This is a genomic window from Providencia sp. Me31A, from assembly GCF_050487165.1.
Taxonomy (GTDB): domain Bacteria; phylum Pseudomonadota; class Gammaproteobacteria; order Enterobacterales; family Enterobacteriaceae; genus Providencia.
On record NZ_JBKQGZ010000001.1, the window covers coordinates 126,851 to 153,642 of the forward strand.

Consider the following 26,792-nt stretch of genomic DNA (forward strand, 5'->3'; position numbering starts at 1 on the left):
CTACATCATAACGACATCAAAGCGTTCCTGACTATATAGTGGCTCAACCTGAACTTTAACCTGTTTGCCAACAAAGATTTCCACTTCAGCAAGGGCGTGTGATTCGTCACCTTTGAGAACATCAACAACAGCTTGAGAAGCGTAAACTAGGAACCTATCTGCATCGATTGTACGGTGAACTCGGACTATTTCACGTAAAATTTCATAACATACCGTTTCGACTGATTTCACCGTTCCACGACCTTGACAAGTAGGACAATCATCGCATAAGACATGCTCTAAACTCTCTCGAGTACGCTTACGTGTCATTTCCACTAAACCAAGTTGGGAAAAACCATTAATAGTCGTTTTAACTTTATCTTTACTCAACGCTTGTTCTAATGATGCTAACACGCGACGACGGTGTTCAGGGTCAATCATATCAATAAAGTCGATGATAATAATACCACCAAGGTTGCGTAAGCGTAGCTGCCGAGCAATGGCTTGAGTTGCTTCAATATTAGTATTAAAAATAGTTTCTTCAAGGTTACGGTGCCCAACAAATGCCCCCGTATTGATATCAATAGTGGTCATCGCCTCAGTTTGATCAATAATAAGGTAACCACCTGATTTCAATTCAACTTTTCTATCCATCGCCCGCTGAATTTCATTTTCAACATCAAATAAATCAAAAATGGGTTGGTTACCTTGGTAGAGCTCAAGTTTAGCGGTCATTTCTGGTACATATTCCGCAATGAACTCTTGTAGCTGAGTATAAGTTAAGCGTGAATCCACGCGAATACGATCAAGATGAGCACCTGCAAAATCACGAATAATACGGTTAGCGAGGGCTAACTCACCGTATATTTTAGTGCGGGTCACATTGCGTTTTTTTCGCTCAATGACTTTTGTCCACAAGCGTTTTAAAAAAGCCGCGTCTTGTTTAACTTCATCTTCCCCCACCCCTTCTGCGGCGGTACGGATAATAAAGCCACCATTTTCATCACAATACTGCGAAACGCAGGCTTTCAAACGTTCCCTTTCTACTTCGCTTTCAATACGCTGGGATACGCCCACGTGGGATGCTCCCGGCATAAAAACTAAGTAACGAGAAGGTAATGTAATATCTGTCGTTAGGCGAGCGCCTTTCGTTCCTAGAGGGTCTTTCACTACCTGAACAATTAAGTCTTGGCCTTGTTTGACCAACTCAGCGATGTCTCTGACATGAAAGTTTTTTTGTTCATCACCTGCAATACATTCTGTATGTGGCATGATGTCAGACGCATGTAAAAAAGCCGCTTTATCTAGACCAATATCAACAAAGGCCGCCTGCATACCAGGTAACACGCGACTCACACGGCCTTTGTAAATATTCCCTACTAGCCCTCTTTTTGCTTCTCGCTCCACATGTATTTCTTGTAATATCCCACCATCAATATAAGCAACTCGCGTTTCAGATGGTGTAATGTTCACTAATAGTTCCGCTGTCATGACTTTCCCCTACCATCACCTAACGCTAAAAATCGTTGAATTAATTCGTCTGTTTCAACCAGTGGTAAACCAACAACACCATGATAGCTGCCGTTAATTTTACGAATAAAACGGCCACCGTTACCTTGAATGGCATATGCTCCTGCTTTATCCATCGGCTCACCTGACTGTATATACTCTCGTATTTCGAGTAAAGATAACGCTCGGAAGGTCACATCTGTCACAATCAGGGCTTGTTGTGTTTCTTGGCGATTGGATAATGCAATCGCGGTCATTACTTGATGTGTTTTACCTGATAGTGTGCTTAACATGGCCTCTGCGTGTGTGTTATCTCTTGGTTTTTCTAAAATTTTACCACCGAGCACTACAATAGTATCCGCACCCAATACAGGCCAATCTTCAGGAGCAATTGCCACCCCAGCTAATGATTTATCTCGTGCAAGGCGTTGAACATAGTCTTCAGGCGTTTCACCCGGCTGCCACTTTTCCTCTACCTCTGGACGTAAGATTTCAAAGGTATAATTAAGGTGTTGAACCAGTTCACGTCGACGAGGCGAACCAGACGCAAGGTAAATTAAACACATAAGCAAGTATTCCTAATCAGGCTCGGTAACGAAAATTAACGCTAACATATAGAAAACTGCCGACGAATTTTCCGTAAAAGTAAAAATAACCACGGCCACAGAATACCATTCACCAAGCTATTCCAGAATACTTGTGGATGGAATAATACCTGAGATGATAAAAATTCAGCCCAAAACACGGCAAGATCTTGGATAATAGACAATAGCACTATCACCAACGCTTGCTGCCAGAGAGCCATATTACGCAATAGCTGGTGTTTATAGGCAACAAGGTAACAAATAATGCTAAAAGAGAGTGCATGAACGCCCAATGCAGAACCTTGAATGGAATCAACAATAATCCCTAAAATAAAACTCGTGCCAACACTAACACGATGCGGCAATGCCATCACCCAGTAAGTCAAGATCAGCAAAAGCCATGATGGCCGATAAAAACTTAACTGCTCCGGCCACGGCATCACTTGCAGAATCAATGCAATAATAAAAGACAACCAAATGATGGGCCGGCCATTACCACGATACTCATTCATTTAATTCATTCTCCTAACCATAACCATCATACTTATTCCTTACCTATGGTTGTGGTACCGGAGCCATTGATGGTGGTAATGGTGGGCCTTGTATTTCACTTGGGGTAGGTAATACTTGCGGCAATACTTTCATTAAACGTTCGTTTGCTGCCCGATAGACTTCTGATGGCTGCAATGGCGTTTTAGGGTCGCTTTCATTGCCCCATAACAAAAGGAGGTAACGTAAACGCTGTAACTCGGCGCTTGGCCTTGCACTAATGATCGTATAAGCCCGCTGCGTATCGTGTTTCACCGCAGAAACTACAGCAACAGGATAACCTTCTGGGAAACGACCACCTAACCCTGATGTCACTAACACATCACCCACTCGAATATCGGTACTATCCGGTAATGGTTCCAATTGAAGATCATCTGTGCACCCTGTTCCCGCAGCAATAACGCGTACATCATTGCGCAATACTTGGACAGGTATAGCGTGGGTTGTATCGCATATTAATAAGACTCGACTATTAAAGTTGCTAACACCAACAACTTGCCCCACAACGCCCTTATCACTTATAACAGGTTGCCCTTCATAAACGCCTTCATTGCTGCCTTTATCAATCACAACCTGATCACGGTATGGCGTATTTGCACCAGAAATGACCTGTGTCACCATCATATGCTCATCTTGACGCAATGGTGAGCCGAGGAGCTCCCTTAAACGTGCATTTTCTTGTTTAAGTTGTTCAAGTAGCAAGTTATCCGCTTTTTTCAGTAATAACTCTTGGCGTAAGGCTTTATTTTCAAATTGCAGTTGTTTTCGTGAAGAAAAACTTTCGGAGATATTATCGAGAAACTGGCGTGGGCCATTAGCGACAAAATAGAATGGGCTAACCGCCGTGTCTAAGTAGTTACGGATTTTATTGAAAGGCTCAAATCGATGATCAATCACCACCAGCACAAGTGCGATGATTACCGCAAAAAAAATGCGCAACTGTAGGGATGGACCTCGCCTAAAAATGGGCTTCATGTGTGGCTAAGTTTCGCTAATATCAGTGGTTCAAAAATAGTCAAAGCAGCTAGGGGCGGCCTAGCTGCCTATAGTTGGCCATTTAGTCTTCGCTAAACAGGTCACCACCGTGCATGTCTATCATTTCTAATGCTTTGCCGCCACCGCGAGCAACGCAAGTTAGAGGATCTTCCGCAACGATAACGGGTATCCCCGTTTCTTCCATCAATAAGCGATCTAAATTACGAAGAAGTGCACCACCACCTGTCAGTACCATACCTCGCTCTGAAATATCAGATGCCAATTCAGGTGGACACTGTTCCAGTGCTAACATCACCGCACTAACAATACCTGTCAGTGGTTCTTGTAATGCTTCTAAAATTTCATTGGAATTCATTTTGAAACCACGCGGTACACCTTCAGCAAGGTTACGACCACGGACTTCAATTTCATAGACTTCATCCGTTGGGAATGCAGAGCCAATACCGTGTTTGATGCGTTCAGCGGTCGCTTCACCAATTAGTGAACCGTAATTACGACGCACATAGTTAATGATGGACTCATCAAAGCGGTCACCACCAATACGTACAGATGATGAATAAACAACACCATTAAGCGAAATAACAGCAACCTCAGTGGTACCACCACCGATATCAACAACCATTGAACCCGTTGCTTCAGATACAGGTAAACCCGCACCAATCGCAGCCGCCATTGGCTCTTCAATTAAGAATACTTCACGCGCCCCTGCACTAAGTGCTGATTCGCGAATAGCTTTGCGCTCAACCTGTGTAGCACCAACGGGTACACAGACTAATACACGTGGGCTGGGTCGTAAAAAGCTGTTGCTATGAACTTGTTTGATAAAATGCTGTAACATTTTTTCCGTCAGGAAGAAATCAGCGATAACGCCATCTTTCATTGGCCTGATTGCAGAAATATTTCCAGGTGTACGTCCCAGCATCTGCTTTGCCTCACCACCAACCGCCGCAACATTTTTTGGCGAACCAGAACGGTCTTGACGAATAGCAACTACAGAGGGTTCATTTAATTTTACGCCTTGTCCTTTGACATAAATAAGGGTATTGGCCGTACCCAAGTCAATCGACAGGTCATTAGAAAACATGCCACGAAATTTTTTAAACATAACGAAAGAGTTATCCTGCAAGCTGGGGACGAATAAAAACCCGTCTACTCTACCAATCACTTGAAGCGCTCTCAAGGCGTTAATGAGCAGCTTCTAAAAATATGGTTCATTCATCTATTTTCACGTACTGTACTGTACACGCTTCTTATCAAAACGAAGCAGATAAAAACCTCAAAAATAGATATTAATTTCACTTTTTTACTCATCGGTAAAAACAGGTAAAAAAGCCATCTATCCTTTGGTTGTTATATACTCCATCTTTTACTCCCCAGTGTGACAATTTATTGTGGCAACAAGTTCAAATAATATTTAGTTCTTTTCATTATTGCTACACACTGGCTATTTCCGACATAAACTAGGTGAATTAGCGAAGTGTAAGCTCTATCATTTACTAAAAATGAGGCAAGTTAGTACAGCCGCAAAATAAATTCCTCGGGATGAGACATTTTGCATGATAAAAGCCTATTTATGCTAGAAAAAAATGTTTTTTTACAAATTAATTACAATATTAATAGCTTAAACACTGTTACTACGTCAATAAATAGGCGCAAATTTTGGGCACTTTGAAAGTACATATTTAATCATTTCACTAGGAGTGAACAATGAAAGCTCTTGTACTACAACAATCAGAAGAAAAAATTGTCTCTGATATCCAGCCATTAACGACAAAAATGTTACCTGCTGGGGACGTTATAGTCGATATTCACTGGTCCACATTAAATTATAAAGATGCATTAGCCATTTGTGGAAAAGCAGGCGTTGTGCGTCAATATCCTATGGTACCAGGCATTGATTTTTCTGGCGTCATCCACCACAGTGAAGATCCTCGATTCCAAGTTGGTCAACATGTCCTGCTCACTGGATGGGGAGTGGGTGAAACCCATTGGGGAGGGCTAGCTTCTCAGGCAAGAGTTCCTTCGAAATATTTAACGCCACTACCTGAAAACTTATCACTAAAGCAAGCCATGACCATTGGAACCGCGGGGTTTACCGCTATGTTGTGCGTAAATGCTTTAGAAGACGCTAATATCACCCCTGACAAAGGAGAAATTGTCGTCAGTGGCGCAAGTGGTGGCGTAGGCAGTACCGCTGTTCAATTACTTTCTCTTTTAGGTTATGACGTTGTTGCGATTTCAGGGCGTGAAGAAAATAATGCCTACTTACACAGTTTAGGAGCTAAAAAGATATTACCACGCAGTGATTTTACTCATCCAGCAAAACCATTAGATAAACAGTTATGGGCAGGTGCTATTGATACGGTTGGTGGTGAACTGTTGGCTAACCTTCTTGCACAGACTCACTATAATGGTGCTGTTGCAGCTTGTGGTTTAGCCGGAGGATTTAATCTACCGACTAGTGTGATGCCATTTATTTTGCGTAATGTTCGCTTACAAGGTGTGGATTCTGTGTATTATCCTGCTGCTAATCGGCCTAAAGTTTGGCAACGTCTGGCTAAACTACTTCCCCCATCATTCTATGAGCAAGTTAGTTCAGAAATAAAATTAGAAGACACCGTCGAATATGCCCAAAAACTACTAAAAAATGAAGTTACTGGCCGTACTCTAGTCAATCTTTGCGAAAAATAACATCATAGATGCGATCATCTTGGAAAATAGGGATTACAGTACAATTGATAAAATAATTTCGGGCAATTTCTCTGATAAGACCAGTATTTTGCTGCTATATGCCACGAAATAATTATAATGGCGTACTTTGTCAGTAGAAAATCTATTTATTTTTATGATAAAAGATGACAAACGCTCAGCATCGCGTTATGTTGTCGGGCTATTGATATTATCGTCGGAGATAGCAGCATAATGCCAGAAGATATTCACATTTTGCTCTTGAATGGGCCGAACCTAAACCTACTTGGTACGCGGGAACCTGATAAATACGGTAACCAGACTCTTGCTGATATCGTCACTAAGCTTGAGCGAGAAGCGTGCCAACTAGGCGTTAAATTGAGCCACTTCCAGTCAAATGCAGAGTTTGAGCTAATTAATAAAATTCATGATGCACGTAATGATGCAGATTTTATTTTAATCAATCCGGCGGCATTCACACATACCAGTGTTGCACTACGTGATGCATTACTGGCAGTTTGTATCCCGTTTATTGAGATCCATCTGTCTAATGTGCACGCTAGAGAGCCATTTCGCCAACATTCTTATTTCTCCGATGTAGCAGTCGGTGTAATTTGTGGTCTAGGTGCAGATGGTTATAGTTTTGCGTTACAAGCTGCGGTTAACCGCGTGCGCCTAATTAATTCAATCTAAATATAAGAGTACGGAATCATATCCATGGATATTCGTAAAATTAAAAAGCTTATCGAGCTGGTCGAAGAGTCTGGCATTTCTGAACTGGAAATTTCTGAAGGTGAAGAGTCAGTACGTATCAGTCGTGTAGCTCCAGCTTCTCAGGTCATGACGGCTCCTCAACAATATTACTCAGCACCTGTTGCTCAGCCTGCACTGGCTAATGCAGTCGCACCATCTGAAGCGATGGCTGCCCCTGCGGCACCAGCTGCTGTTGCGGGTCACCAAGTTCGCTCCCCAATGGTAGGTACTTTCTACCGCGCACCAAGCCCAGAAGCGAAACCGTTCGTTGAAGTTGGCCAAACTGTTAGTGTTGGTGATCCGCTTTGCATTGTGGAAGCAATGAAAATGATGAACCAAATCGAAGCAGACAAAGCAGGTGTAGTTAAAGCCATTCTGTTGCAAAACGGTGATGCAGTAGAATTTGACGAGCCATTAGTTGTCATCGAATAACGAGGCGTCTCCATGCTGGAAAAAATTGTTATCGCTAACCGAGGGGAAATCGCACTACGTATTTTGCGTGCCTGTAAAGAACTGGGCATCAAAACTGTAGCGGTTCACTCTACGGCTGATAGTGATCTAAAACACGTGTTGCTGGCTGATGAAACAATCTGTATCGGTCCGGCTGCATCCGCGAAAAGCTACCTGAATATCCCTGCAATTATTTCTGCAGCAGAAATTTCAGGTGCACAAGCTATTCACCCAGGATATGGTTTCTTGGCTGAAAATGCGGATTTCGCAGAACAAGTTGAAAACTCTGGCTTCATTTTTATCGGTCCAAAAGCTGAAACCATCCGCCTGATGGGTGATAAGGTTTCCGCTATCAATGCGATGAAAAAAGCAGGAGTTCCTTGCGTTCCGGGGTCTGATGGCCCATTAGGTAACGACACTGAGAAAAATAAAGCCATCGCAAAACGTATCGGTTACCCAGTTATCATCAAAGCATCCGGTGGTGGTGGTGGTCGTGGTATGCGAGTGGTTCGCAACGAAAAAGATTTGGAATCTTCCATCAATCTCACCCGTGCGGAAGCAAAATCTGCGTTCAATAATGACATGGTTTACATGGAAAAATTCCTTGAAAACCCTCGTCATATTGAAATCCAAGTCATGGCTGACGGTCAAGGTCACGCAGTTTACTTAGCTGAACGTGACTGTTCAATGCAACGTCGCCACCAAAAAGTGGTTGAAGAGGCTCCTGCACCAGGTATTACGCCTGAAATTCGCCGTAATATCGGTGAACGCTGTGCCAATGCCTGTATTGAAATCGGTTATCGTGGTGCTGGTACCTTTGAATTCTTGTTCGAAAATGGTGAGTTCTATTTCATTGAAATGAACACCCGTATTCAAGTTGAGCATCCAGTGACTGAAATGATCACCGGTGTTGACTTGATCAAAGAACAATTGCGCGTTGCATCTGGTTTGCCGTTATCAGTAAAACAAGAAGATATCGTAGTTCGTGGTCATGCCATGGAGTGCCGTATCAACGCAGAAGACCCAAATACCTTTATCCCGAGTCCAGGTAAAATTACCCGTTTCCACTCACCTGGTGGCTTTGGTGTACGTTGGGAATCTCATATTTACGCAGGCTATACTGTGCCGCCGTATTATGACTCAATGATTGGTAAATTAATTACCTATGGTGAAACTCGTGAAATTGCGATTGCTCGCATGAAAAACGCATTGAATGAGCTGATCGTTGATGGGATCAAAACCAATATCGAACTGCACCAAATGATTATGAGCGATGAAAATTTCCAAAAAGGTGGCACTAACATCCACTATTTAGAGAAAAAATTAGGTATCGCGGAGTAACATCCATATAACGCATTGATTTATCATATTAAATACCGCAAAGCTATGCTGTGCGGTATTTTTTTGCGGTAAAATTAAGTGATATGACGAATTGGAATTGTATTTTCAACAGGTGCTACGCGCTGAAATAAATGCAAATTATCCATCACTGAGGCAGGAGGACGATGTAAGCGTAGTTCATTTGCCATATATTTCATATAGGGATTTATGTGGCTAAAAATGGCTTTATAACCTTCACATAAATGATTATGCCATTTACCTTCAACTTTTGTTGTCCTATGTTTCGGACATCCGCCATGACACGCAAACTTAAATTCACATTGTTGGCACATCGAGGAGAGGTTAAGTTTTTGCTGGCCAAAACGCTGTTGTTGCTTACTGTAAACGAGCTTATTTAGTGGCTTATTTAATAAATTACCCAACTTAAATTCAGGATAAACAAAATGATCACAGCTATAAACATCCCCATTTTGCTCCGCGACAAGCCCATACCCGCAAGAAGGCTGCATCACACAAAAACTTGGCATATCCCCAGACCACGCAGCGAGAGAATTATCAAACAGCTGAACGAATACTCTACCAACATCTTTTCTTACCCAAAGATCAAAAACTTTACGGATAAAATCTCCGTATTGCTTCCCTGTGATTGACCATGGTGTTAATTGCTTTTCGCCCAATTCTTGTGGGTAACTCAAATGTTGAAATTTACTATTTGTTATTTCATATTCAACCACAGGGATAAACTGTAAATAATGAGCTTGCAATTTTTCAGTAATAAACTGGTAAATTTCTTCAGGGTATTTTGCCGTTTCATTATTAATAACCGTCAAAATATTAAAATCAATTTGATGTTCTTTGAGTAAGTTAACCGCATTTATAACTTTATCAAAAACAGAATTACCTGAATTAGATTTACGATAAATATCATGAAGCCACTGCGGACCATCAAGAGAGATCCCCACTAAAAAATGATGTTCCTTTAAAAATTTAGCCCAATCAATATTTAGCAATACTCCGTTTGTTTGGATACTATTATATATTTGCTTACCTTTACCATAACGCTGTTGATACCGGATAACTTTTTGAAAAAAGTCTAATCCGGCCATTAATGGTTCGCCACCTTGCCAAGTAAAATCAATTTCCTGGCTTGGCGATAATTCAATATACTGACGAATATATTCTCGTAATGTATTGTCATCCATACATTTGAGTTTTTTATCATTAAACCCAGTTTGATGTTCTTTTTCTAAATAAAAGCAGTAATCACACTTTAAATTACACAGATAACTTGTTGGCTTTGCCATAATGTGAAATGCTTTTTTCATAATAACCTCTTTGTGATGGTCTAAATTAACTACCATTCACTTTGTATTCGTAATAATCGCTAAGGTAACTCCCTTCCATATACAAGATAGCTTCGTTGTTTTTGTTATAATCCACACGGCGTCGAGATAACACTGGTTTTTTTTCATCAATGTTCAGTAATGCCATTTCTTGTGGGGAAGGAACAACAGCAGATAATTTTTCTGTATAATGGTTAGAGTTTAGCCCCTGAGCCTCTAAAAATAGATAAATAGAATCTTCTAGATCATCTTCACTGACACTTTCAATGCAAGGTGGAAAATAGAAACAGTTATATTGAATGGGGAACTTTCCCTTTGTAATCACACGTTCTACACGTATCAATATAGTGCCTTTTGGCAGTTTCATGATTTCGCATATTTCATCACTGGGAACCATTTTTGTAATTGAAATGATTTTCCTTTTTATACGTTCTGTTGACGCCCCTAATATTTGTGTATGGATGGTTGCGTACGCTTTTTTAGAGTTACGAATAACTAACGTACCAACCCCACGGGAACGTTTTACATAGCCTTCTTTTTCTAATTCCGATAGCGCTCTTCTTGCCGTTATACGACTGATCCCAAACATTTCTTGGAATTCGGCTTCTGTGGGAAATGTATCATTCTTCCGATATTCACCTTTATTAAGTTTATCCACTAATATGTCATAAACCTGTGCATAAAGAGGTTTTGAGTGAGTGCTATAATCGAGTTGTTTTTTCATATAACCATAATTGCCATTACCCAGTTTATCTCCACCGGGTAATGGCTCTTGTTTATTTTAATCTCATTTCCAGAGCCACCCGGTACATAAGCTCATTATGGTTTTCTACTGGAAAATTATCAATAATGAAAGCAATCAGTTGTTCTTCCGTCATTCCATTGGATAGTTGTTCAATAAATCGTGTTTTTATCTCATTTAATTGGCGTGTTTCAATATACTGTAGTAATGACATTCCACCATATTTAACCGCTTGTGAAATTGGATATTGGTCGAATATCGTTTGTGCAGCGCCCGCCTGTTGATGCTCACGTTCAATTTGTTCAAGGGTAACAGATTGATCTTTAGATAAACCATATCGCGCATACAGTTCAGCTGGAGCATCATTTTCAATCATCATGAGACGTAGATTTTCCAACATTCGTAACTCTACCGTCTTATTGGTAACAGGTGACGTCTGTAATGGATCTAATTTAACATTGTATAAACGATGACCGAATCTATCTGAATCAGTAGTCATTACGCTGGTTGCTGGTACTTTTAAAACCGCACATCCTTGGGTGAAATCAAACCCGTCATGCAATTGAGTACCTTGTAGCTCTTTTGGCGTAAAACGACGGTTAATTCGTGTTGGCATTAATGTGTAGTCATACAGTTCCTGAGTTCCGTGGATCACTGGGGAACGCATATAAACATACTCACCATCAGTAATGTTAATTTGGCAACCATGATAACCAAATAAAGCATACTCACGGATAGACTCGTCATTGGCTAATCCCTTTAATAGGCTCTTACCTTGCATATTTTTAGGGATTGGTGCATTAAAGTAATCAAGCAATGTCACCGGTATATCAATTGTTTGAGCCAACATTTGGCGTGACTCATTTGCCGAGTTAATTTGCGGATGACAAATAAAGAATGGCGTGTTGGCGATTTCATTATACAAAGGCATAATGTTTTTCCCCCACCAATCATGTTCACCTAGTAAAAAGCCGTGATCCGTATTCACGATTAGTAGCGTATCTTCCCACAAATTATATTTATCAAATACATCTAAAACTTGACCAACATAAGCATCAACCATTGTTACTAGCGCTTGATAAAATCCACGGATCACTTTCTGCTGCGATTCATCTTCAGTCACTAAGTAATAAGGTGGCCATCCATCAAAATCATTATTCGATAACCCATATAATTTCAAGTATTTTTCAGGCACATAAAACGGCTCATGAGGATCAAAACACTCTAATTGCAAAAACCAATTATCATCTTTCTGATTGGTCTCTATAAACTCAATTCCATGATTTATAGTTTTGACCAAAGGATGATCTTTTTCATCCTGCATATACTGTTGGTTGATCAAGTGTTGAGTACGACTGGCGATTTTACGTTGTTTATTTTCTTCAGGCTCTCCAGATTCATAGTGAACAACTGGCTTATTCACCACACCTTTCCAGCTATCCCCCTCTTGCCCACGAATGAATTCGTAAGTTGAAAAGCGAGAGTGATAAGTTGCTCCACCATCACGCCAATAATGTTTGTGGTCAGTCACTAGATGAGTGTGAATCCCTTGCTTTTTTAGTATTTCAGGCATTGATTCATCAAAAGGTTCAATCGGTCCCCAGCTACGATGAAGAAAGTTATATCGACCTGTGTGTAACTCCCTTCTTGCTGGCATGCAAGGCATACTGCCAACATAAAAATTATCAAATTTAAGAGCGCGTTTACGTAATCGTTCAAAATTAGGTGTAATCGTTGTTTGGCAGCCGTAAGCCGACAACATATGTTTATTCAATGAATCAAACATTAACATTACAGCTTTCATTATTAATTCCTTAATTATTGATATTTTCTAATGCGTCCAACAAAATAAGTCAGTACAAATGCAATACTCGCTCCCACCAACCAACTAAAAATGTATTGAAGATATTTACCATCCGCAATCAGTGGCAATGCAGACAGCCCCGCAGCCCCTACTCCATTAGCAGTAACATCTAGCAAGACAATCATCATCCCACCAAAACCTGCACCAATTGAACCTGTAATAAATGCAAAACCCGCTGGGATATTTACACCAAAAATAGTAGGTTCACCCACCGCTAAAATACTGGTTGGGATCGCCCCTTTTGCAACACGTTTCATGACAGGGTCTTTCGTTAACAATAAAACAGCAATCGCAGCCCCTACCATGCCAGAGTTACTCATGATTTGGATGGCAAATAATTGTGAACTACCAGTGGCTTGAATTAGCTCAAGATGAATAGGAATGAGCCCTTGATGTAAACCAAGAGAAATTAAGAATGGGAATAAGGACGATAGAATAAAACCCGCAGCTAAACCACCGTGCTCTAAAATACCCGCTAAGGAGCCTAAAATACCATTCGAAATAACACCTGCAACGGGCATAATACCGAATAACAAAAATGCCGTCATAATGATGATGGTTAAGGTTGGCGTTGCAATCACATCTATCATACTAGGGATATAGCGGCGCAGCCTCTTTTCTAACCAGCAACTGACCCAAACCGCAAAAATAACCCCAATTAACCCTCCTTGTCCCGGTGTTAATCCTAAAACGGCAACTTGAGGAGCTATCGTTATCGCCCCTAAAATCCCTCCGAGTATTTCTGTTCCTTTGAACTCTTTAGCTGCAAAAATACCCGTAAATACCGCTAATAAGCTAAACAAACCGCTCGCGATAATACCCATAATGGTGCTAATTTCTAACAACCCTTTTTGTTGCAAAATAACTTGGGCTGCTGACATGTTTGCAGTTGCTTGAATTCCCTGAGCCAGCGCTTCTGCATGTGCAGAATTTACAATAATATTGTTGATCCCCATTAATGTACCTGCGGCTATTAAACCTGGTAATAATGGGACAAAAATATTCGCTATACTTCTTAGCACCGCTTTAACCGGTGTCTTTTTCTTTGCTTTATTTCTAGCAATTTCCGCTTTAGCTAACACATCACTTTCAGCAAATGTATCGGTAGGCGGAAGCTGTTCTCGCTCTTCATCAGAGTTCAACAGTTGATTAATCGCATCAGCGATATTATTACATTTTCCTGGTCCAACAATAACTTGTAGAGTTTCATCACTCACGACACCTAACACACTTGGTAAAGATTTTAATCCTGCAATATCTGCTTTTCCTTCATCTTTCAGTGTCATTCTAACGCGGGTCATACAATTAGTGACGTGAACAAAATTGTCATAGCCACCTGATAGTTCAATTATTTTTTTAGCTATTTTATCGAGATCCATAATGCCTCTCTTAGGGCTTAATAAGGTAAGATACTTTGTTATATTGTTATAACATTTAGATTAATATATCATCAGGTCAAGAAAGCCCACATTAAGATCATTGTTTTGTGAGTTTCTTCTCAATATTTCTTTACAGACAAACGTATAAAATAGAGAAAATATATAATGAAAAAACCAAAAGAGGATTGGAAAACGTCTGGAAAAACACCGGATTATCGTTTCTCTCTTGCCAATGAGAGAACCTTTCTTGCATGGATTAGAACGGCATTAGCCTTTCTGGCTGGTGCGATTGCGATTGAACAGCTTTTACACATAAGCGAATACCCGTGGATAAAACTAGCTCTCACTCTTTTACTTGCCTCAGCGGGAGGGATCATCGCAATTATGGCATCATACCGGTGGAAACAAAATGAAATAGCGATGCGTCACGATAAACCGCTGCCGTATACTCCTGTCTTATATTTGATAACATTATTTATTGTTATCTCAGCAATTTTTTCATTATTCCATATCTTACTTTAGGTTTATTATGCGCGATCCTGGTCTGCAACCCGAAAGAACTCAGCAAGCATGGAGTCGGACTTTACTTCTATTGGCATTGAACGTGTTTTTATTTTTGCGTTCCGGTTTACTCACTCCCTCTTGGTATATGTTAGTCGGTGCCAGCTTAGGTGTCTTACTTTTGCTACTTATCAGTTTGAAGAGAACCCTCACACCAGAGTACCCAAAGTTCGGCTTAAAAATAGATAATCGGTTCTTTTTATTATTATCATCTCTGGTGATTTTTTTGATGTCTGTGATGCTTATCTTGCAAATTTTACTTTCATGAATCTTGTTTGTAATGCAAATAATCCATTTAATATGGAGTCCTCACCTTCCCCCCTACGGTTTATCAGGAATTTTTTACACTCCTCTCTCGGATTATCGTACAATCGCTGATTATTTTTGCCAGAACGAGGGGAAAAACGGATGGATAAACGTTTTCTTCAATCAAATAAAGAAGCCCGTTGGTCACTGTATTTGACCATAGCCTACATGATAGGCTGGGTCATTTGTGCCTATATTCCAAGCAATGTACTCGGAGTGACAGGATTGCCATTATGGTTTGAATGGTCGTGCCTAATTCTCCCCATCATATTTATTTTACTATGCATTATGATGGTTAAAATTATTTTTAAAGATATCTCTTTGGAGGAGAATGATGCAAATTGAAGTTCTCCTGCCTCTCATCGGCTACCTTTCACTGGTCTTTCTGTTATCTGTTTATGCTTATAAAAAACGAACAAAAGGCGAGTTTCTCAATGAATATTTCTTAGGAAATCGTTCAATGGGCGGTTTTGTCCTTGCAATGACCATAACAGCCACCTATATCAGCGCAAGCTCGTTTATTGGCGGGCCAGGAGCCGCTTATAAATATGGCTTAGGCTGGGTACTACTTGCCATGATCCAGCTGCCTGCAATTTGGCTGTCTCTTGGAGTATTAGGCAAAAAATTTGCGATTTTGGCACGTCGATACAATGCAGTGACGCTTAACGATATGCTGTATGCACGTTACCAAAGCCGTTTCTTAGTGTGGTTTGCCAGTATTAGCCTGTTAATCGCCTTTTTTGGGGCAATGACAGTACAGTTTATTGGCGGAGCAAGGTTACTAGAAACTGCGGCAGGTATCCCATATACCTATGGATTAATGATTTTTGGGGTTTCTATTGCACTGTATACCGCGATTGGCGGTTTCAGAGCCAGCGTACTCAATGACGCGCTACAAGGGTTAGTTATGTTATTAGGTACGGTGATTTTACTTGTAGCTATCATCTACCATGCAGGCGGGCTCCCTGCTGCAATTGAAAAAATGCAGTCTATTGATCCAAAACTGGTTTCACCGGAAGGGGCTGATGATATTTTAAGTGGTCCGTTCTTAGCCTCCTTTTGGGTTCTAGTGTGCTTCGGGGTCATTGGTTTACCTCATACGGCAGTGCGCTGTATTTCATACAAAGACAGTAAAGCTGTACACCGTGGGATTATTTTAGGTACCATCGTAATGGCGATATTAATGTTTGGCATGCACTTTGCCGGAGCATTAGGGCGAGCGATTTTACCTGATTTAACGATCCCAGACCAAGTGATCCCAACCTTAATGGTACAAGTACTCCCCCCATTTGCGGCGGGTATATTCTTAGCGGCTCCAATGGCTGCCATCATGTCAACGATCAACGCGCAGTTATTGCAATCCTCAGCCACAATTGTTAAAGATATCTATCTAAATGCAGCGCCTTCACAAATTAAAAATGAGAAAAAGCTCGCCCATATCTCCAGCTACTCTACCTTGATCCTAGGGGCATTGCTGCTGATCGCTGCATGGAACCCTCCTCAAATGATTATTTGGCTAAATTTATTGGCCTTTGGCGGGCTGGAAGCGGTTTTCCTATGGCCATTAATTCTTGGGCTCTATTGGGAAAAAGCCAACGGCACAGGCGCTATTAGTGGCATGGTGATTGGCGGAGTCAGTTACGCCCTTTTGGCTAGCTTTAAAATCGAGCTCATGGGCTTTCACGCTATCGTCCCATCATTGATTTTTAGTCTTATTGCCTTTCTTGTGGGTAATCTTTTTGGCAAAAATCCAGTACAATCGCCAATAATTGAAACATCAACGAATTAGAATTTTAAAATAAGAGATTAATATGCCTTGGATCCAAATCAAAATAAACTCAACTGCAAAAGATGCCGAAGCCCTTGGCGATGAGTTAATCGAAAGCGGTGCTGTGTCTGTCACGTTTCAAGATAGTCACGATACCCCTGTTTTTGAACCTCTTCCTGGAGAAACGCGCCTTTGGGGTGATACCGATGTAATTGGCCTATATGATGCAGAAACCGATATGAAATGGGTGGTTGCTCAATTAGAAAATAGTCCGTTACTAGGAAGTGGATTTGTCCATAAAATTGAACAATTAGAAGACAAAGACTGGGAAAGAGAATGGATGGATAACTTCCACCCTATGCGTTTTGGTGACCGTTTGTGGATCTGCCCAAGCTGGCGTGATGTTCCTGACCCAACAGCGGTCAATGTTATGTTAGATCCCGGGTTAGCATTTGGTACAGGGACTCACCCAACAACCTCACTATGCCTTCAGTGGTTAGATGGGCTTGATCTGGAAGGTAAAACAGTTATCGATTTTGGGTGTGGCTCAGGTATTTTAGCCATTGCCGCACTGAAATTAGGCGCTGCTCATGCCATTGGTATTGATATCGACCCTCAAGCAATTATCGCTAGCCGTGATAATGCGAAGCGTAACGGCGTATCAGAGCGTTTATCGCTGTATCTACCGAAAGATCAGCCTAACGATCTACAAGCTGACGTCGTTGTCGCTAACATCCTAGCAGGCCCTTTACGTGAACTCGCACCAATGATAAGCGTTCTACCTCGTGCCGGTGGCTTACTAGGACTTTCTGGTGTGCTAGCAACCCAAGCCGAAAGTGTCGCAGATGCTTATCAAGAAACCTTTAAAATTGACCCTGTTACAGAAAAAGATGAATGGTGCCGCATTACAGGTGTCAAGCGTTTTTGAGATAATTTTTATAAAAATCAGAGAATAATTTCTTTGAAAAAAACGGTAGAATAGATTATCTTATAGCTCAAATATTGCTCAGTAGCTGGCGATAATCTGTTCTGCACGAGATTTGAACGATGCAACAGTTATTTTAATAAATCGTTATAATATCTATCTAACCATTTGTTAAATATAACTAATTTATTATTTGCAAAAATGCAAGATAAAAAAATTAGTGATAAATAACCGTTTGCTCAAAGTTTGTCCTTTCATATCTCGTAAAAAATGCGTAATATACGCGCCCTTGCAGTCACAGTATGGCCCCCATTTAGTTATGCGAATCGGACAATATCAGTTGAGAAACTGTCTTATTGCTGCCCCCATGGCAGGCATTACAGATAAACCATTTAGGTCGCTCTGTTATGACATGGGTGCGGGGATGACAGTATCAGAAATGCTTTCTTCTAATCCTCAAGTTTGGAAGACCGACAAATCTAGGCTCAGGATGGTTCATCGCGATGAACTTGGGGTACGTTCTGTTCAGATAGCTGGCAATGATCCCGATGAAATGGCTGCTGCGGCTCAAATCAATGTTGAGAGTGGTGCCCAAATCATCGATATCAATATGGGCTGTCCAGCTAAAAAAGTGAATCGTAAGCTTGCAGGCTCAGCACTGCTGCGTTATCCAGACATCGTTAAGTCGATTCTAGAAGGCGTTGTAAAATCAGTGAATGTGCCCGTAACACTTAAGATCCGCACAGGCTGGTCACCTGAAGAGCGAAACTGCATAGAGATTGCCAAATTGGCCGAAGATTGTGGCATTCAAGCGCTCACCATTCACGGCAGAACTAGAGCCTGTCTGTTTAATGGGGAAGCTGAATATGACAACATTCGGGCAGTTAAGCAGACTGTTACCATTCCGGTTATTGCCAATGGCGACATTACTGACCCGCTAAAAGCCAGGGCTGTTTTAGACTACACAGGGGCGGATGCCTTGATGGTAGGTAGAGCAGCTCAGGGAAGACCCTGGATCTTCCGGGAAATCCAGCATTATCTGGACACAGGTGAAATATTGCCACCAATGCCAATGGCAGAAGTGAAAAGCATTATGTTAGGGCATGTACGGGAATTGCACGACTTTTACGGTCAAGGCAAAGGAGCCCGTATAGCGCGCAAACATGTTTCTTGGTATCTCCAAGAACATGCACCTGATGACCAGTTTCGGCGCTTATTCAACACCATTGAGGATGCCAGCGAACAGCTGGAGGTGTTGGAAGCATTTTTTGAAAATTTTTGCGTAAATAAAGATAAGAGCTGACAGAACTATGTTCGAACAACGCGTAAATTCTGACGTACTAACCGTTGCTACTGTAAATTCACAAGATCAAGTAACTCAAAAACCGTTACGTGACTCAGTTAAGCAAGCACTGAAGAACTATTTTGCTCAATTAAATAACCAAGATGTTAATGATTTATATGAGCTGGTATTGGCTGAGGTAGAACAGCCTTTGTTGGACATGGTTATGCAATATACCCGTGGGAACCAGACCCGTGCAGCCCTGATGATGGGTATCAACCGTGGGACTCTGCGTAAGAAGCTGAAAAAATACGGCATGAATTAATCCTAGTCGGTTAATGCTTTGTTTTTAAAAGCACTTCTTGTTTTTCAAGGAGTGCTTTTTTGTTTATGTTTATACAATTGTTTATACATAGAAATCCGAACAGCCACACAAACACTTTATAAGATAGATACAAAACTGTAAGTATGTAGATTCCCCTTCCCTCTCCCCTTGTTTGATTAGCAAAACAAGACCTAATAGTTTATTGAAGCATATGCTCCTAAAACCTCTTAATGTAGGATAGAAGATGCCTACAATAAGGCATCTGTCTACTGTACCTATCCCTGCCCTTATTGTAGGATAGATAGCACCCACAATAAGGAATTACACAAATGAGAATAACTAAACGTAAAAAAGAAATAATGAATTTGTTTGCTGCTGATAACCTCGAATGGGTGACTAGTGAAATAGGCGCGCCACCTTTTGACGTTGCTGGAGTTGCTTACATACTCAATGGTATGGATTCTTTTGATAAGAAAAGTATTGTTGAATCAGCACGTAGAACGCTAGATAGCATGGTTGCTGACGGGTTATTAGAAAAAGTATCAAGCTATGAAAGGCGTCAAAATCGGACTCAAGGATCTGGTGATTCCCCTGGTGTTCGTTGCGTTGTTAGCCGATACGGTTTACCAGGACAATGTAACCTTGTTAAATATGAAGATAATGGGGAAGATTTTATTGAGGGTGAATGTGTTAGGGTAAACTAATATCTTGCATAACTAACTGGTAGCCATGCCAGTAGGAAGATCTTCCAGTAATCGTAACTATTTGCCCCTTTCGGCATAACATCAAACTCAATGCCCGTTCATCAAAACCTGTAACCCTCATGGGGTAATTACTACGTTTATCACTCTGTACTTCAACCATCATTGACACCATCACCTTATCAGTAGTTGTAGCGACTCGCTGAGGGCATTTCGTTACTACTCCGGTAATGGTGGCTATTGGGTTCAATTTCACTTTTTTCTTTTTCATTACTTTTAATCCAAATTAGGTATAACTAAATCAATGAGTTATACGCCATCAAAAGAGGCTAAACGTTCTTTTTGTTCACCTGTTAAATTGAAAGCAAAATCTTCATGTTCAATCTGCCATGTGCCAAAACTCATTAAGAACGCGATAGCCGGGTCAATTTTGTTTGCTGACTTCTTTTTATTCGGTTTAATATTGGCATTTGCATCTGTTTCCATCACCACATTAGCCATAGCCCACGCAAGCACCGGATCGCCATTGTGACGGATGATTTTACGGTTAACGAATACCTCGGCGGATTTCGCTACAGGACTAAACTTCATATAGGTTTGAGGGAAAGGCTCAACGTCTAGCCCTGCGCCCTGTAGCTGGGTTCTTAGGTGGGTGGCGTTCCACGTATCAAAGCCTGTGAGTTTAATATCAAAGACTTGGCTATCCCTGAGCACATCATCACGAATGCGATCATAATCAATGCAATCTCCGGGCGTGGTTCGTAGCCAGCTCGATTTAACCCATTGGCGATAAATAGCTCTGTTCTTATTGGCTGGGTTCTGTAGCTGGGCTTCGGGGATATAGTGACGGGTCAATAACAACAATTCATTATCGACAGGAAAGGTATAGCACACGCTGGTGATATCCCCTGTAGAAGATAAATCCATCCCTGAGTAACACTCTAAGCCTTTAAGATCAGTTTCGGCATAGTCCATTTTACACGCCAACCATGCGCCTTCACCCATCCACGGCGTTTCCCCCTGACACCAGATATTAAAGCGTTTGGTTAACATTTCTGTCCACTGAGAGGGGATGCCTCGTGCCTTTTGTATCGTGTCATACAGCCCATCACCATCGACCGACACATTTAAATTTGGGTTTGCTTTTATCCACAGGCGTTCATCGTCAATTTCTTTCTCATCGTCCAGCTCATAAATCAAAGCAAACAGGGATTCGTTTTGTTCTTCACCTGCGAGAATTTGACAGCAATAATCATAATGCTGTTTACAGGCTGAAATAACATTGCTCCCTGCCGTGGTGATAGCAAATAAAATCCCCTCTGGACGTGCTCCCATCCCCAATTCAAGGGCAGAATAGACCGCATTATCTGGGTGCAAGTGATATTCATCAACAATAGATAGGCTGGGGTTTGTTCCCTCAATGGTTGCCGCCTTCGCTGCGAGGGGCTTTAATATGCTATTTCGCTTAGGATTAACGACTTTATGTTGCTGTATGGCTACCCGTTTTTTAAGTGGTTTAGATAACACACACATTTGACGGGCATCATCAAACACAATACGCGCCTGATCTCGGCTCACAGCTGCGGTATAAATATCTTGTTGTCCACTTTCCATCACTAAAAACCAGTTGGCCAGAATCGCAGCTACGGTAGATTTAGCATTTTTACGGGGAACTTGAATATAGGCACTGCGGTACTTTCTGCGCCCCGTTGCAGCCACCTTGAAACCAAGGAGATTAGCAAAAGCAAATTGCTGCCACGGTTCTAACTCTATCGGCTTACCTCGCAAGTGCCCTTTGACATGAGGACAAACACGAGAGAACCCGATAAAACGCTCTACAATCTCATTATCAAAGATGTAAAGCGGGTTATTTAAGTCATTATAGTAACGCTCAACGGCTTGTTTTAGCCGCTGACAGGCAGGAATTTTGCCTGTTTTAATGTCACTCGCGTACTGCTCCCATGCGTTCATAGGCGATCTAACTCGTCCTCTTCGTCTGTTTCAATTGGATTTTTACGACGAGAAACCGGGTCAAACCCAAGTAGTGAGGACATTTTTATCATGATTTTTTCAGCATCAGCCTTGGCACTGAGTGAGGGATTTCGACTCTCGCTACCTTGGCTATTGATAATACTAAACCCCCGATTGTCTAAGTCCTCAACGGCTTTGCGGTACATTGAATAATTGACGCAATACAATTCTAAATTGTTCCAATCCGCTAAAGTAAGATCATCGCGTTCAGCCAATATTTTGGCTTTTGCTTTCCACTCTTTGGCGGCTATCTCATTAAGATAAACAGGGGGTTTGGGTGCTCTTGCCATAACTATCTCTATTTCCTAGTAAATTATTTTCAAAAAAATTGCCGTGCGTAAAAATTAGAGGGGATGGTCGGTTCCTGAGAAGAGGGCGTTTGTCATTTTTGATGCCCCCACCCCCTCTGTGTGCCTTTCTAACGGTTTCTAAAGCAATCCATTAGCTCTTTATCACGTTGTGTTACACGCCTTGCTACAGGCTTTGTAGGCGCTTTTTGTTGCCGATTACGGTACGGCTCACTGTGCCTTAGTAGTCCTTTAACTAGCTGATTTATTTCATCTTCACGCATTTTGGTTATACTCGTGTCGCCAATCATGATGCTGTGCTGCTTTTGCTTCCAACTCTCTATAAACACCGTTTTTACGCTTTTGCTTGGTTATTGGGTCTTGTTGCTGTGTTTTTCGGTTATGGCAAGACTGGCAGAGTGGTTGATGGTTGTATTCAGGCCAGAACAGCACATCACTGTCACCCTCAATCGGGATAATGTGATCAACAATAACGGCTGGGGTATATGTACCCTGTTCCAGACAATGCACACATAACGGGTTGGCTTTTAGGTACTGTAAACGGTATCTGCCCCATTGATTGCTATAGCCTCGCTCCGTTCGCGTTCCGCGCTGGCTATCCTGTTGTCGTCTGGCTTCTCGCTTATGTTCATCACATCGACCAGACTTCACACGCTGCTTACAGCCCTGATAGCTACAACGCTTTAACGGTTGCCACGCCATTTAGTACACTCCCACATCTCGATAGGTTGACCATAGAGAACCAATAGTGAGGGGCACTTCTTTTAATCCATCACTACCCACCATCTCACGGTTTTCATAGAGCATACTGATATACATCAGACAGCCCACCTTAATCGCTGGGGTGAATGGCAACCCATCATCAAACCGTTTACCAATATGTTGTTGGCAAACTTCCAGCGCGGCATCGGCATATACAGTTAATATGGCATCATCGTAATCATCATCAATACGGCAATGTTGCTTCATTTCATCTAACGTGATTTCGGGCTTAATCATTAAATATGCCTCCCTTACAAAGCAGTTCTAACAGGGTGTGTTTTGCATCAGGGATCACTGCGACAATGCCAAATCGAGTACCGGTTGTGTTCAGCTTGCGGTAAACAATACGATGAGAGGCGGTTATATCGGCACGGTAACGCAACCAGATACGCACAGTTGCCTCACTCATAATCATCCCCGATGCCATTAACTCACGTCCGCTAATGGCTTTTACCTCAGCGGCAACGGTGGCTATATCGACCCAACGAGTAATAACAGAACCATATTCATCACGGCTAATTTCCGCTTTTTGAATGGTTATTTGGTGTCTTAATCGTCCTGCTTTCACTCTTTCACCTCGTCAGACTCTTTTTTGACTTCTACTGTCTGCTTCCAAGCCTGACTAAATTCATCCCCACCCTCACGCGGTGGCAATCCCTCACGCTCACGGGCTTCATTCGGGCACATGACACCGGATTTAATGGCGGTTTCATAACTTCTAAAACGCTCCGTAGGGTTAGCGCGGAGTAAATCAGCTGTATCAAATTCCACCTGATAACGCACATTCGGTACAGGTGAAGTGAGTAACAAGGCAGATTTGATTTGCTGCTCAAAGTTAGCTAACCACGGGCGCATGGTGATAGTGAGCAAGGCTCGGCTTGCCTCACTAAAGTTGCTGTAGGTACTGTTTGAGTATTCCTGTAAAAAGATGGGGCTGATATTGAACATACGGGCGATATCTTCAATGGTGAATCGACGTGAAGCTAGCCACTCTGCATCTTGGTTACTCATGCCTAACTGCTCATATTCCATGCCACCCTCAAGAATGGGGGTTTTCCCTGCATTTCGCGCCCCTTTATAGCGTTCTAAGGCTTCCAGTGCCTTAGCTCCCTTGATGCTATCGAGCCACTCACCCGATTTAATGATCCCCGATGCCATCATGCCATCTTTCATGATGCTAGCTCCATGACGCTGTTGGGCTAACCCTAATCCCAATGTTTCACGGCAAATAGTGACAGGGGAACGACCTAAAAAGCCGTCATCGGTGGCATAACGTAAATGTAAGATTTCTTCTTGCAAGTAGGTTTTCACCTTGCCGCTATAGGGTTCGGTAATGGTGTAGCTGTATCGATGCTCGCCTAATCGATTGATAACTACCGTACTAGGTGAGTAAGGATGTATCGATTTTGGCTGTCCGTCTTTACCCCACGTAATCACTGCATAAGCGTTGCCATTTAATAAACAGTGACGCATTAACGTACGCTTAAATTGAAAAGCGGTCTGACAATCATTTGGGTTTTCATTAAGTAGATAATCAACGGGATGATCGCTTAACCATTCTCTTGATTCGCGTCCTTTATCATTGTGGACTCGATACAAAAAACACGGCATTGAGGCAATAGCTTCACTAATTACAGTGACGGCATTCATCACCGCTGGTAATCCCTCTGCCGTTGATGAGCTAACATGTTCACCGGAATTGGTATTCGATATTCCCACCAGCGAAAGAAATTCATCAATACTCATGCGACGGGATTCAGATGATTTACGTTTGAATGGCCACATTATTCCACCTCAGATAACATCAACCATTTTTCCCTCAAATCAGGGGATTGAGGTTTAGGGGTAGTTAATGAACGTTTAGCAATCTCTACCCCACTATCAGGGTAAGCAGGTAAACTGGTGATCGTGATTTCGCGTAGTTCAGCCTCTAAAACAGTACGAACATATGGCTCTTGACTAATATCCCACTGGTCTTTAATCGCTCGAAAGCCAAAGCTCATACCGTCAATATCCCCACGTTCAACCAACGTGAGCACATCACGCCCTAATTGTGTATCGGGTGGAGTTAACTCAAAACGTAACCCTGTCGCATCTTCGGTGAGTTGTAATGTGCCAGAGATGGTACGACCTAATAAGTTGGTGTAATCATGTTCGTAGAGTGCGCGAACATCAGCCCCACTGGATAAACTGTTGCTAAAGGCGTTTTGTGCAAACTGTTCAACAAATTCATCCCAAAGCACATGAGAACGGCTATTCCACTTAATGACATAGCCCACCAGCTTTTTATCACTGGCTGAAAGGGTCGCAGTACGAATTTCTAAATCGGTATTTTTCATAGGTATTCCTGACAAGAAAGGGGCTTAACGCCCCCTCTGTTATTTACCGGCGGCTTTGACTTCCAACACCTTAATCGCGTTAGAATCCACCAGCCCACCCCCTAAATATTTATCGGTGTGAACTTTGATAAAGCCCGGCTCAGTGATATTGTCAGGGCGAGTGCGCGTACCTGTTTCATGATCCACAATGAAATAACCCCGTTTAAAGTCACCCAATGCAATCACATCATCAGCCATATTTTCGAGGTAATGAACTGACAAGCCTAGCAGGGTATCTGGATCGCCAGACTGTAAGCGGTCACGCCAGATATAATCACCATTGCCATTTTTCAGCTTCTGCACTTTAGCGGCAGTATTAGAATTCATCACCCAAACGGCATTTTTACGGTATTTCGCACGTAATTTAAATTTCAGGTCAATCAAGCTATCAGCATCAATGGCAGCAACGTCGAGTTTTTCCAATGTACCGAATGCGCGATCTTTATCAGCTTTGGTTTCACGAGGGTAAGCTAAGAAACCTTTTGCTTTTTTCGTACCATCACCCGTGACTAGATCCGTTTCTTCGGTATCAACAAACGTGTCGCCAATTTCAGTGCTTAACCAGCCCAGAATATCAACATCACTAAAATCAATGATTTCTTGGGTAGTTTTTGGATAGGCATAGATAGGGAATAATTTGATACTGACTTCTTCTAATTTTGGAGTGCCAGTTTCGGTACGGGCTTGCCCCTCTTCACCGTGATTGACCTTTGCCCCACCGACAGAAACCAATTGTTTATATTCGTTGCTATGAGTGGTTTTGATGGTACAAATTTTACGCATTACCGAATCATCGGTTAATTGCTGCATAATTTGCTTATTCAACTCAGGAATAACGGTATAGCCACCATCAGCCGGAACCCCAGTAGATAAAGTACGGGTTTCCCCTGTCAGGATATAATGACGTAATTCATCATTACTGACGGTTTTATCACCTAATACGTGTTTACCTGCTTGGCTGCGTTCTTCATCTGCAATCGCTTCATAGCGGGCAATTTCAGTATTGAGGGATTCCGACTGACTACGCAATTCATCAAAGTTTTTCGCTTCATCTTCGGTGAGTGAACGTTTTTCGGTTTCTGCTTTGGTAAGCAATGAGCGCATTTGCTCGGTGAGAGTTGCCTTTTGTTGGCGTAATTCGATAAGTTTTTTCATGAAGTGGTTTCCGTAAACAATAAATGTTAAGACGTGAAACCAGCTCGAGAAAGGGGATGACCGTTTAACTGGAGATGCCTGTCTGAGGAGCAAGGATTAAACGGTCAAGTGGC

General features: G+C 41.9%; 31 protein-coding genes. 12 read left to right on the forward strand and 19 right to left on the reverse strand.

All coding sequences use genetic code 11. The annotated features are described in order from the left end of the window. From rng to ACLPIE_RS00640, 5 genes are all read right to left on the reverse strand, one after another. A complete protein-coding gene (rng, locus tag ACLPIE_RS00620; protein WP_430258711.1) occupies positions 1–1,470 on the reverse strand; it encodes a ribonuclease G in 1,470 nt (489 codons plus the stop codon). Further along, a complete protein-coding gene (locus ACLPIE_RS00625) occupies positions 1,467–2,054 on the reverse strand; it encodes a Maf family protein (protein ID WP_430258713.1) in 588 nt (195 codons plus the stop codon). Before ACLPIE_RS00625 ends, rng begins: the two co-directional genes overlap by 4 nt. A 41-nt stretch (positions 2,055–2,095) precedes the next feature. Next, positions 2,096–2,584, reverse strand: a complete 489-nt coding sequence (gene mreD, locus ACLPIE_RS00630; protein WP_430258715.1) for a rod shape-determining protein MreD — start codon at positions 2,582–2,584, stop codon at positions 2,096–2,098. Between the two features lie 43 nt (positions 2,585–2,627). After that, a complete protein-coding gene (gene mreC / locus ACLPIE_RS00635) occupies positions 2,628–3,596 on the reverse strand; it encodes a rod shape-determining protein MreC (RefSeq protein WP_430258717.1) in 969 nt (322 codons plus the stop codon). An 82-nt stretch (positions 3,597–3,678) separates the two neighbouring features. After that, positions 3,679–4,722, reverse strand: a complete 1,044-nt coding sequence (locus ACLPIE_RS00640; RefSeq protein WP_430258719.1) for a rod shape-determining protein — start codon at positions 4,720–4,722, stop codon at positions 3,679–3,681. A gap of 602 nt (positions 4,723–5,324) precedes the next feature. Between ACLPIE_RS00640 and acuI the strand changes: the two genes are divergently transcribed. The 4 genes from acuI (at position 5,325) to accC (ending at position 8,849) form a co-directional block, all read left to right on the forward strand. Then, the gene (acuI, locus tag ACLPIE_RS00645; protein ID WP_430258721.1) at positions 5,325–6,308 is read left to right on the forward strand and encodes an acrylyl-CoA reductase (NADPH); all 984 of its coding nucleotides are present in this window, start codon (positions 5,325–5,327) and stop codon (positions 6,306–6,308) included. A 231-nt stretch (positions 6,309–6,539) separates the two neighbouring features. Beyond that, positions 6,540–6,998 (forward strand): type II 3-dehydroquinate dehydratase, encoded by a 459-nt coding sequence (gene aroQ, locus ACLPIE_RS00650; protein WP_430258723.1) that lies wholly within the window; start codon positions 6,540–6,542, stop codon positions 6,996–6,998. Positions 6,999–7,022: 24 nt separating this feature from the next. Then, entirely contained in the window at positions 7,023–7,490 is a 468-nt protein-coding gene (gene accB, locus ACLPIE_RS00655; RefSeq protein WP_430258725.1) for an acetyl-CoA carboxylase biotin carboxyl carrier protein, read from the forward strand. Between the two features lie 12 nt (positions 7,491–7,502). Then, positions 7,503–8,849: an acetyl-CoA carboxylase biotin carboxylase subunit gene (gene accC / locus ACLPIE_RS00660; RefSeq protein WP_430258727.1), complete on the forward strand. Its 1,347-nt coding sequence runs from the start codon at positions 7,503–7,505 to the stop codon at positions 8,847–8,849. Between the two features lie 74 nt (positions 8,850–8,923). On the opposite strand, the gene ACLPIE_RS00665 is transcribed toward accC, so the two are convergent. From ACLPIE_RS00665 to ACLPIE_RS00680, 4 genes are read right to left on the reverse strand one after another with little or no spacing between them, the layout of a single operon-like run. Continuing rightward, complete coding sequence (locus ACLPIE_RS00665) at positions 8,924–10,174, reverse strand: anaerobic sulfatase maturase (RefSeq protein ID WP_430258729.1); 1,251 nt, start codon at positions 10,172–10,174, stop codon at positions 8,924–8,926. Positions 10,175–10,199: 25 nt separating this feature from the next. After that, positions 10,200–10,916, reverse strand: a complete 717-nt coding sequence (locus ACLPIE_RS00670) for a GntR family transcriptional regulator (RefSeq protein ID WP_430258731.1) — start codon at positions 10,914–10,916, stop codon at positions 10,200–10,202. Between the two features lie 52 nt (positions 10,917–10,968). Then, the gene (locus tag ACLPIE_RS00675) at positions 10,969–12,738 is read right to left on the reverse strand and encodes a sulfatase (RefSeq protein WP_430258733.1); all 1,770 of its coding nucleotides are present in this window, start codon (positions 12,736–12,738) and stop codon (positions 10,969–10,971) included. Positions 12,739–12,752: 14 nt separating this feature from the next. Further along, on the reverse strand, positions 12,753–14,177 hold the full coding sequence (locus ACLPIE_RS00680) for a PTS transporter subunit EIIC (protein ID WP_430258734.1): 1,425 nt from the start codon (positions 14,175–14,177) through the stop codon (positions 12,753–12,755). A gap of 165 nt (positions 14,178–14,342) precedes the next feature. Between ACLPIE_RS00680 and ACLPIE_RS00685 the strand changes: the two genes are divergently transcribed. From ACLPIE_RS00685 to ACLPIE_RS00720, 8 genes are all read left to right on the forward strand, one after another. Then, positions 14,343–14,699, forward strand: a complete 357-nt coding sequence (locus ACLPIE_RS00685; RefSeq protein WP_430258736.1) for a YidH family protein — start codon at positions 14,343–14,345, stop codon at positions 14,697–14,699. Positions 14,700–14,706: 7 nt separating this feature from the next. Continuing rightward, the gene (locus ACLPIE_RS00690) at positions 14,707–15,006 is read left to right on the forward strand and encodes a DUF202 domain-containing protein (protein WP_430258738.1); all 300 of its coding nucleotides are present in this window, start codon (positions 14,707–14,709) and stop codon (positions 15,004–15,006) included. A 140-nt stretch (positions 15,007–15,146) separates the two neighbouring features. Then, positions 15,147–15,389, forward strand: coding sequence for a DUF997 family protein (locus ACLPIE_RS00695; protein WP_430258739.1), 243 nt, complete (start codon positions 15,147–15,149; stop codon positions 15,387–15,389). Then, positions 15,379–16,833: a sodium/pantothenate symporter gene (panF, locus tag ACLPIE_RS00700; protein WP_430258943.1), complete on the forward strand. Its 1,455-nt coding sequence runs from the start codon at positions 15,379–15,381 to the stop codon at positions 16,831–16,833. The genes ACLPIE_RS00695 and panF overlap by 11 nt, the downstream gene beginning before the upstream one ends. Before the next feature lie 22 nt (positions 16,834–16,855). Beyond that, the gene (prmA, locus tag ACLPIE_RS00705; RefSeq protein ID WP_430258741.1) at positions 16,856–17,740 is read left to right on the forward strand and encodes a 50S ribosomal protein L11 methyltransferase; all 885 of its coding nucleotides are present in this window, start codon (positions 16,856–16,858) and stop codon (positions 17,738–17,740) included. Between the two features lie 316 nt (positions 17,741–18,056). Next, entirely contained in the window at positions 18,057–19,040 is a 984-nt protein-coding gene (gene dusB / locus ACLPIE_RS00710) for a tRNA dihydrouridine synthase DusB (RefSeq protein WP_430258743.1), read from the forward strand. A 7-nt stretch (positions 19,041–19,047) separates the two neighbouring features. Further along, positions 19,048–19,344, forward strand: a complete 297-nt coding sequence (gene fis / locus ACLPIE_RS00715) for a DNA-binding transcriptional regulator Fis (RefSeq protein WP_004258438.1) — start codon at positions 19,048–19,050, stop codon at positions 19,342–19,344. 329 nt (positions 19,345–19,673) lie between these two features. Next, the gene (locus tag ACLPIE_RS00720; RefSeq protein WP_430258745.1) at positions 19,674–20,048 is read left to right on the forward strand and encodes a hypothetical protein; all 375 of its coding nucleotides are present in this window, start codon (positions 19,674–19,676) and stop codon (positions 20,046–20,048) included. On the opposite strand, the gene ACLPIE_RS00725 is transcribed toward ACLPIE_RS00720, so the two are convergent. The 10 genes from ACLPIE_RS00725 to ACLPIE_RS00770 form a co-directional block, all read right to left on the reverse strand. Continuing rightward, a complete protein-coding gene (locus tag ACLPIE_RS00725) occupies positions 20,035–20,316 on the reverse strand; it encodes a hypothetical protein (RefSeq protein WP_430258747.1) in 282 nt (93 codons plus the stop codon). The genes ACLPIE_RS00720 and ACLPIE_RS00725 overlap by 14 nt on opposite strands. A 38-nt stretch (positions 20,317–20,354) precedes the next feature. After that, positions 20,355–22,016, reverse strand: coding sequence for a terminase large subunit (locus ACLPIE_RS00730; RefSeq protein ID WP_337271756.1), 1,662 nt, complete (start codon positions 22,014–22,016; stop codon positions 20,355–20,357). After that, positions 22,013–22,366: a phage terminase small subunit P27 family gene (locus tag ACLPIE_RS00735; protein WP_140171490.1), complete on the reverse strand. Its 354-nt coding sequence runs from the start codon at positions 22,364–22,366 to the stop codon at positions 22,013–22,015. Before ACLPIE_RS00735 ends, ACLPIE_RS00730 begins: the two co-directional genes overlap by 4 nt. Before the next feature lie 128 nt (positions 22,367–22,494). Next, on the reverse strand, positions 22,495–22,647 hold the full coding sequence (locus ACLPIE_RS00740) for a hypothetical protein (protein WP_369113832.1): 153 nt from the start codon (positions 22,645–22,647) through the stop codon (positions 22,495–22,497). Continuing rightward, a complete protein-coding gene (locus tag ACLPIE_RS00745) occupies positions 22,640–23,086 on the reverse strand; it encodes an HNH endonuclease (RefSeq protein ID WP_430258750.1) in 447 nt (148 codons plus the stop codon). The genes ACLPIE_RS00740 and ACLPIE_RS00745 overlap by 8 nt, the downstream gene beginning before the upstream one ends. Then, complete coding sequence (locus ACLPIE_RS00750; RefSeq protein ID WP_208292461.1) at positions 23,087–23,383, reverse strand: head-tail connector protein; 297 nt, start codon at positions 23,381–23,383, stop codon at positions 23,087–23,089. Then, positions 23,376–23,714 (reverse strand): phage head closure protein, encoded by a 339-nt coding sequence (locus ACLPIE_RS00755; RefSeq protein WP_430258752.1) that lies wholly within the window; start codon positions 23,712–23,714, stop codon positions 23,376–23,378. Before ACLPIE_RS00755 ends, ACLPIE_RS00750 begins: the two co-directional genes overlap by 8 nt. After that, positions 23,711–24,931 (reverse strand): phage portal protein, encoded by a 1,221-nt coding sequence (locus ACLPIE_RS00760; RefSeq protein WP_166686629.1) that lies wholly within the window; start codon positions 24,929–24,931, stop codon positions 23,711–23,713. The genes ACLPIE_RS00755 and ACLPIE_RS00760 overlap by 4 nt, the downstream gene beginning before the upstream one ends. After that, positions 24,931–25,485 (reverse strand): HK97 family phage prohead protease, encoded by a 555-nt coding sequence (locus ACLPIE_RS00765; protein ID WP_140171485.1) that lies wholly within the window; start codon positions 25,483–25,485, stop codon positions 24,931–24,933. The genes ACLPIE_RS00760 and ACLPIE_RS00765 overlap by 1 nt, the downstream gene beginning before the upstream one ends. A gap of 39 nt (positions 25,486–25,524) precedes the next feature. Continuing rightward, on the reverse strand, positions 25,525–26,679 hold the full coding sequence (locus ACLPIE_RS00770; RefSeq protein ID WP_166686628.1) for a phage major capsid protein: 1,155 nt from the start codon (positions 26,677–26,679) through the stop codon (positions 25,525–25,527). Positions 26,680–26,792 lie beyond the last annotated feature (113 nt).

What these genes read in the sequence shown, in the direction of transcription:
- rng (WP_430258711.1), bottom strand. Translation starts at nt 1,470, where the DNA reads ATGACAGCGGAACTATTAGTGAACATTACACCATCTGAAACGCGAGTT.
- ACLPIE_RS00625 (WP_430258713.1), bottom strand. Translation starts at nt 2,054, where the DNA reads ATGTGTTTAATTTACCTTGCGTCTGGTTCGCCTCGTCGACGTGAACTG.
- mreD (WP_430258715.1), bottom strand. Translation starts at nt 2,584, where the DNA reads ATGAATGAGTATCGTGGTAATGGCCGGCCCATCATTTGGTTGTCTTTT.
- mreC (WP_430258717.1), bottom strand. Translation starts at nt 3,596, where the DNA reads ATGAAGCCCATTTTTAGGCGAGGTCCATCCCTACAGTTGCGCATTTTT.
- ACLPIE_RS00640 (WP_430258719.1), bottom strand. Translation starts at nt 4,722, where the DNA reads ATGTTTAAAAAATTTCGTGGCATGTTTTCTAATGACCTGTCGATTGAC.
- acuI (WP_430258721.1), top strand. Translation starts at nt 5,325, where the DNA reads ATGAAAGCTCTTGTACTACAACAATCAGAAGAAAAAATTGTCTCTGAT.
- aroQ (WP_430258723.1), top strand. Translation starts at nt 6,540, where the DNA reads ATGCCAGAAGATATTCACATTTTGCTCTTGAATGGGCCGAACCTAAAC.
- accB (WP_430258725.1), top strand. Translation starts at nt 7,023, where the DNA reads ATGGATATTCGTAAAATTAAAAAGCTTATCGAGCTGGTCGAAGAGTCT.
- accC (WP_430258727.1), top strand. Translation starts at nt 7,503, where the DNA reads ATGCTGGAAAAAATTGTTATCGCTAACCGAGGGGAAATCGCACTACGT.
- ACLPIE_RS00665 (WP_430258729.1), bottom strand. Translation starts at nt 10,174, where the DNA reads ATGAAAAAAGCATTTCACATTATGGCAAAGCCAACAAGTTATCTGTGT.
- ACLPIE_RS00670 (WP_430258731.1), bottom strand. Translation starts at nt 10,916, where the DNA reads ATGAAAAAACAACTCGATTATAGCACTCACTCAAAACCTCTTTATGCA.
- ACLPIE_RS00675 (WP_430258733.1), bottom strand. Translation starts at nt 12,738, where the DNA reads ATGAAAGCTGTAATGTTAATGTTTGATTCATTGAATAAACATATGTTG.
- ACLPIE_RS00680 (WP_430258734.1), bottom strand. Translation starts at nt 14,177, where the DNA reads ATGGATCTCGATAAAATAGCTAAAAAAATAATTGAACTATCAGGTGGC.
- ACLPIE_RS00685 (WP_430258736.1), top strand. Translation starts at nt 14,343, where the DNA reads ATGAAAAAACCAAAAGAGGATTGGAAAACGTCTGGAAAAACACCGGAT.
- ACLPIE_RS00690 (WP_430258738.1), top strand. Translation starts at nt 14,707, where the DNA reads ATGCGCGATCCTGGTCTGCAACCCGAAAGAACTCAGCAAGCATGGAGT.
- ACLPIE_RS00695 (WP_430258739.1), top strand. Translation starts at nt 15,147, where the DNA reads ATGGATAAACGTTTTCTTCAATCAAATAAAGAAGCCCGTTGGTCACTG.
- panF (WP_430258943.1), top strand. Translation starts at nt 15,379, where the DNA reads ATGCAAATTGAAGTTCTCCTGCCTCTCATCGGCTACCTTTCACTGGTC.
- prmA (WP_430258741.1), top strand. Translation starts at nt 16,856, where the DNA reads ATGCCTTGGATCCAAATCAAAATAAACTCAACTGCAAAAGATGCCGAA.
- dusB (WP_430258743.1), top strand. Translation starts at nt 18,057, where the DNA reads ATGCGAATCGGACAATATCAGTTGAGAAACTGTCTTATTGCTGCCCCC.
- fis (WP_004258438.1), top strand. Translation starts at nt 19,048, where the DNA reads ATGTTCGAACAACGCGTAAATTCTGACGTACTAACCGTTGCTACTGTA.
- ACLPIE_RS00720 (WP_430258745.1), top strand. Translation starts at nt 19,674, where the DNA reads ATGAGAATAACTAAACGTAAAAAAGAAATAATGAATTTGTTTGCTGCT.
- ACLPIE_RS00725 (WP_430258747.1), bottom strand. Translation starts at nt 20,316, where the DNA reads ATGAAAAAGAAAAAAGTGAAATTGAACCCAATAGCCACCATTACCGGA.
- ACLPIE_RS00730 (WP_337271756.1), bottom strand. Translation starts at nt 22,016, where the DNA reads ATGAACGCATGGGAGCAGTACGCGAGTGACATTAAAACAGGCAAAATT.
- ACLPIE_RS00735 (WP_140171490.1), bottom strand. Translation starts at nt 22,366, where the DNA reads ATGGCAAGAGCACCCAAACCCCCTGTTTATCTTAATGAGATAGCCGCC.
- ACLPIE_RS00740 (WP_369113832.1), bottom strand. Translation starts at nt 22,647, where the DNA reads ATGCGTGAAGATGAAATAAATCAGCTAGTTAAAGGACTACTAAGGCAC.
- ACLPIE_RS00745 (WP_430258750.1), bottom strand. Translation starts at nt 23,086, where the DNA reads ATGGCGTGGCAACCGTTAAAGCGTTGTAGCTATCAGGGCTGTAAGCAG.
- ACLPIE_RS00750 (WP_208292461.1), bottom strand. Translation starts at nt 23,383, where the DNA reads ATGATTAAGCCCGAAATCACGTTAGATGAAATGAAGCAACATTGCCGT.
- ACLPIE_RS00760 (WP_166686629.1), bottom strand. Translation starts at nt 24,931, where the DNA reads ATGTGGCCATTCAAACGTAAATCATCTGAATCCCGTCGCATGAGTATT.
- ACLPIE_RS00765 (WP_140171485.1), bottom strand. Translation starts at nt 25,485, where the DNA reads ATGAAAAATACCGATTTAGAAATTCGTACTGCGACCCTTTCAGCCAGT.
- ACLPIE_RS00770 (WP_166686628.1), bottom strand. Translation starts at nt 26,679, where the DNA reads ATGAAAAAACTTATCGAATTACGCCAACAAAAGGCAACTCTCACCGAG.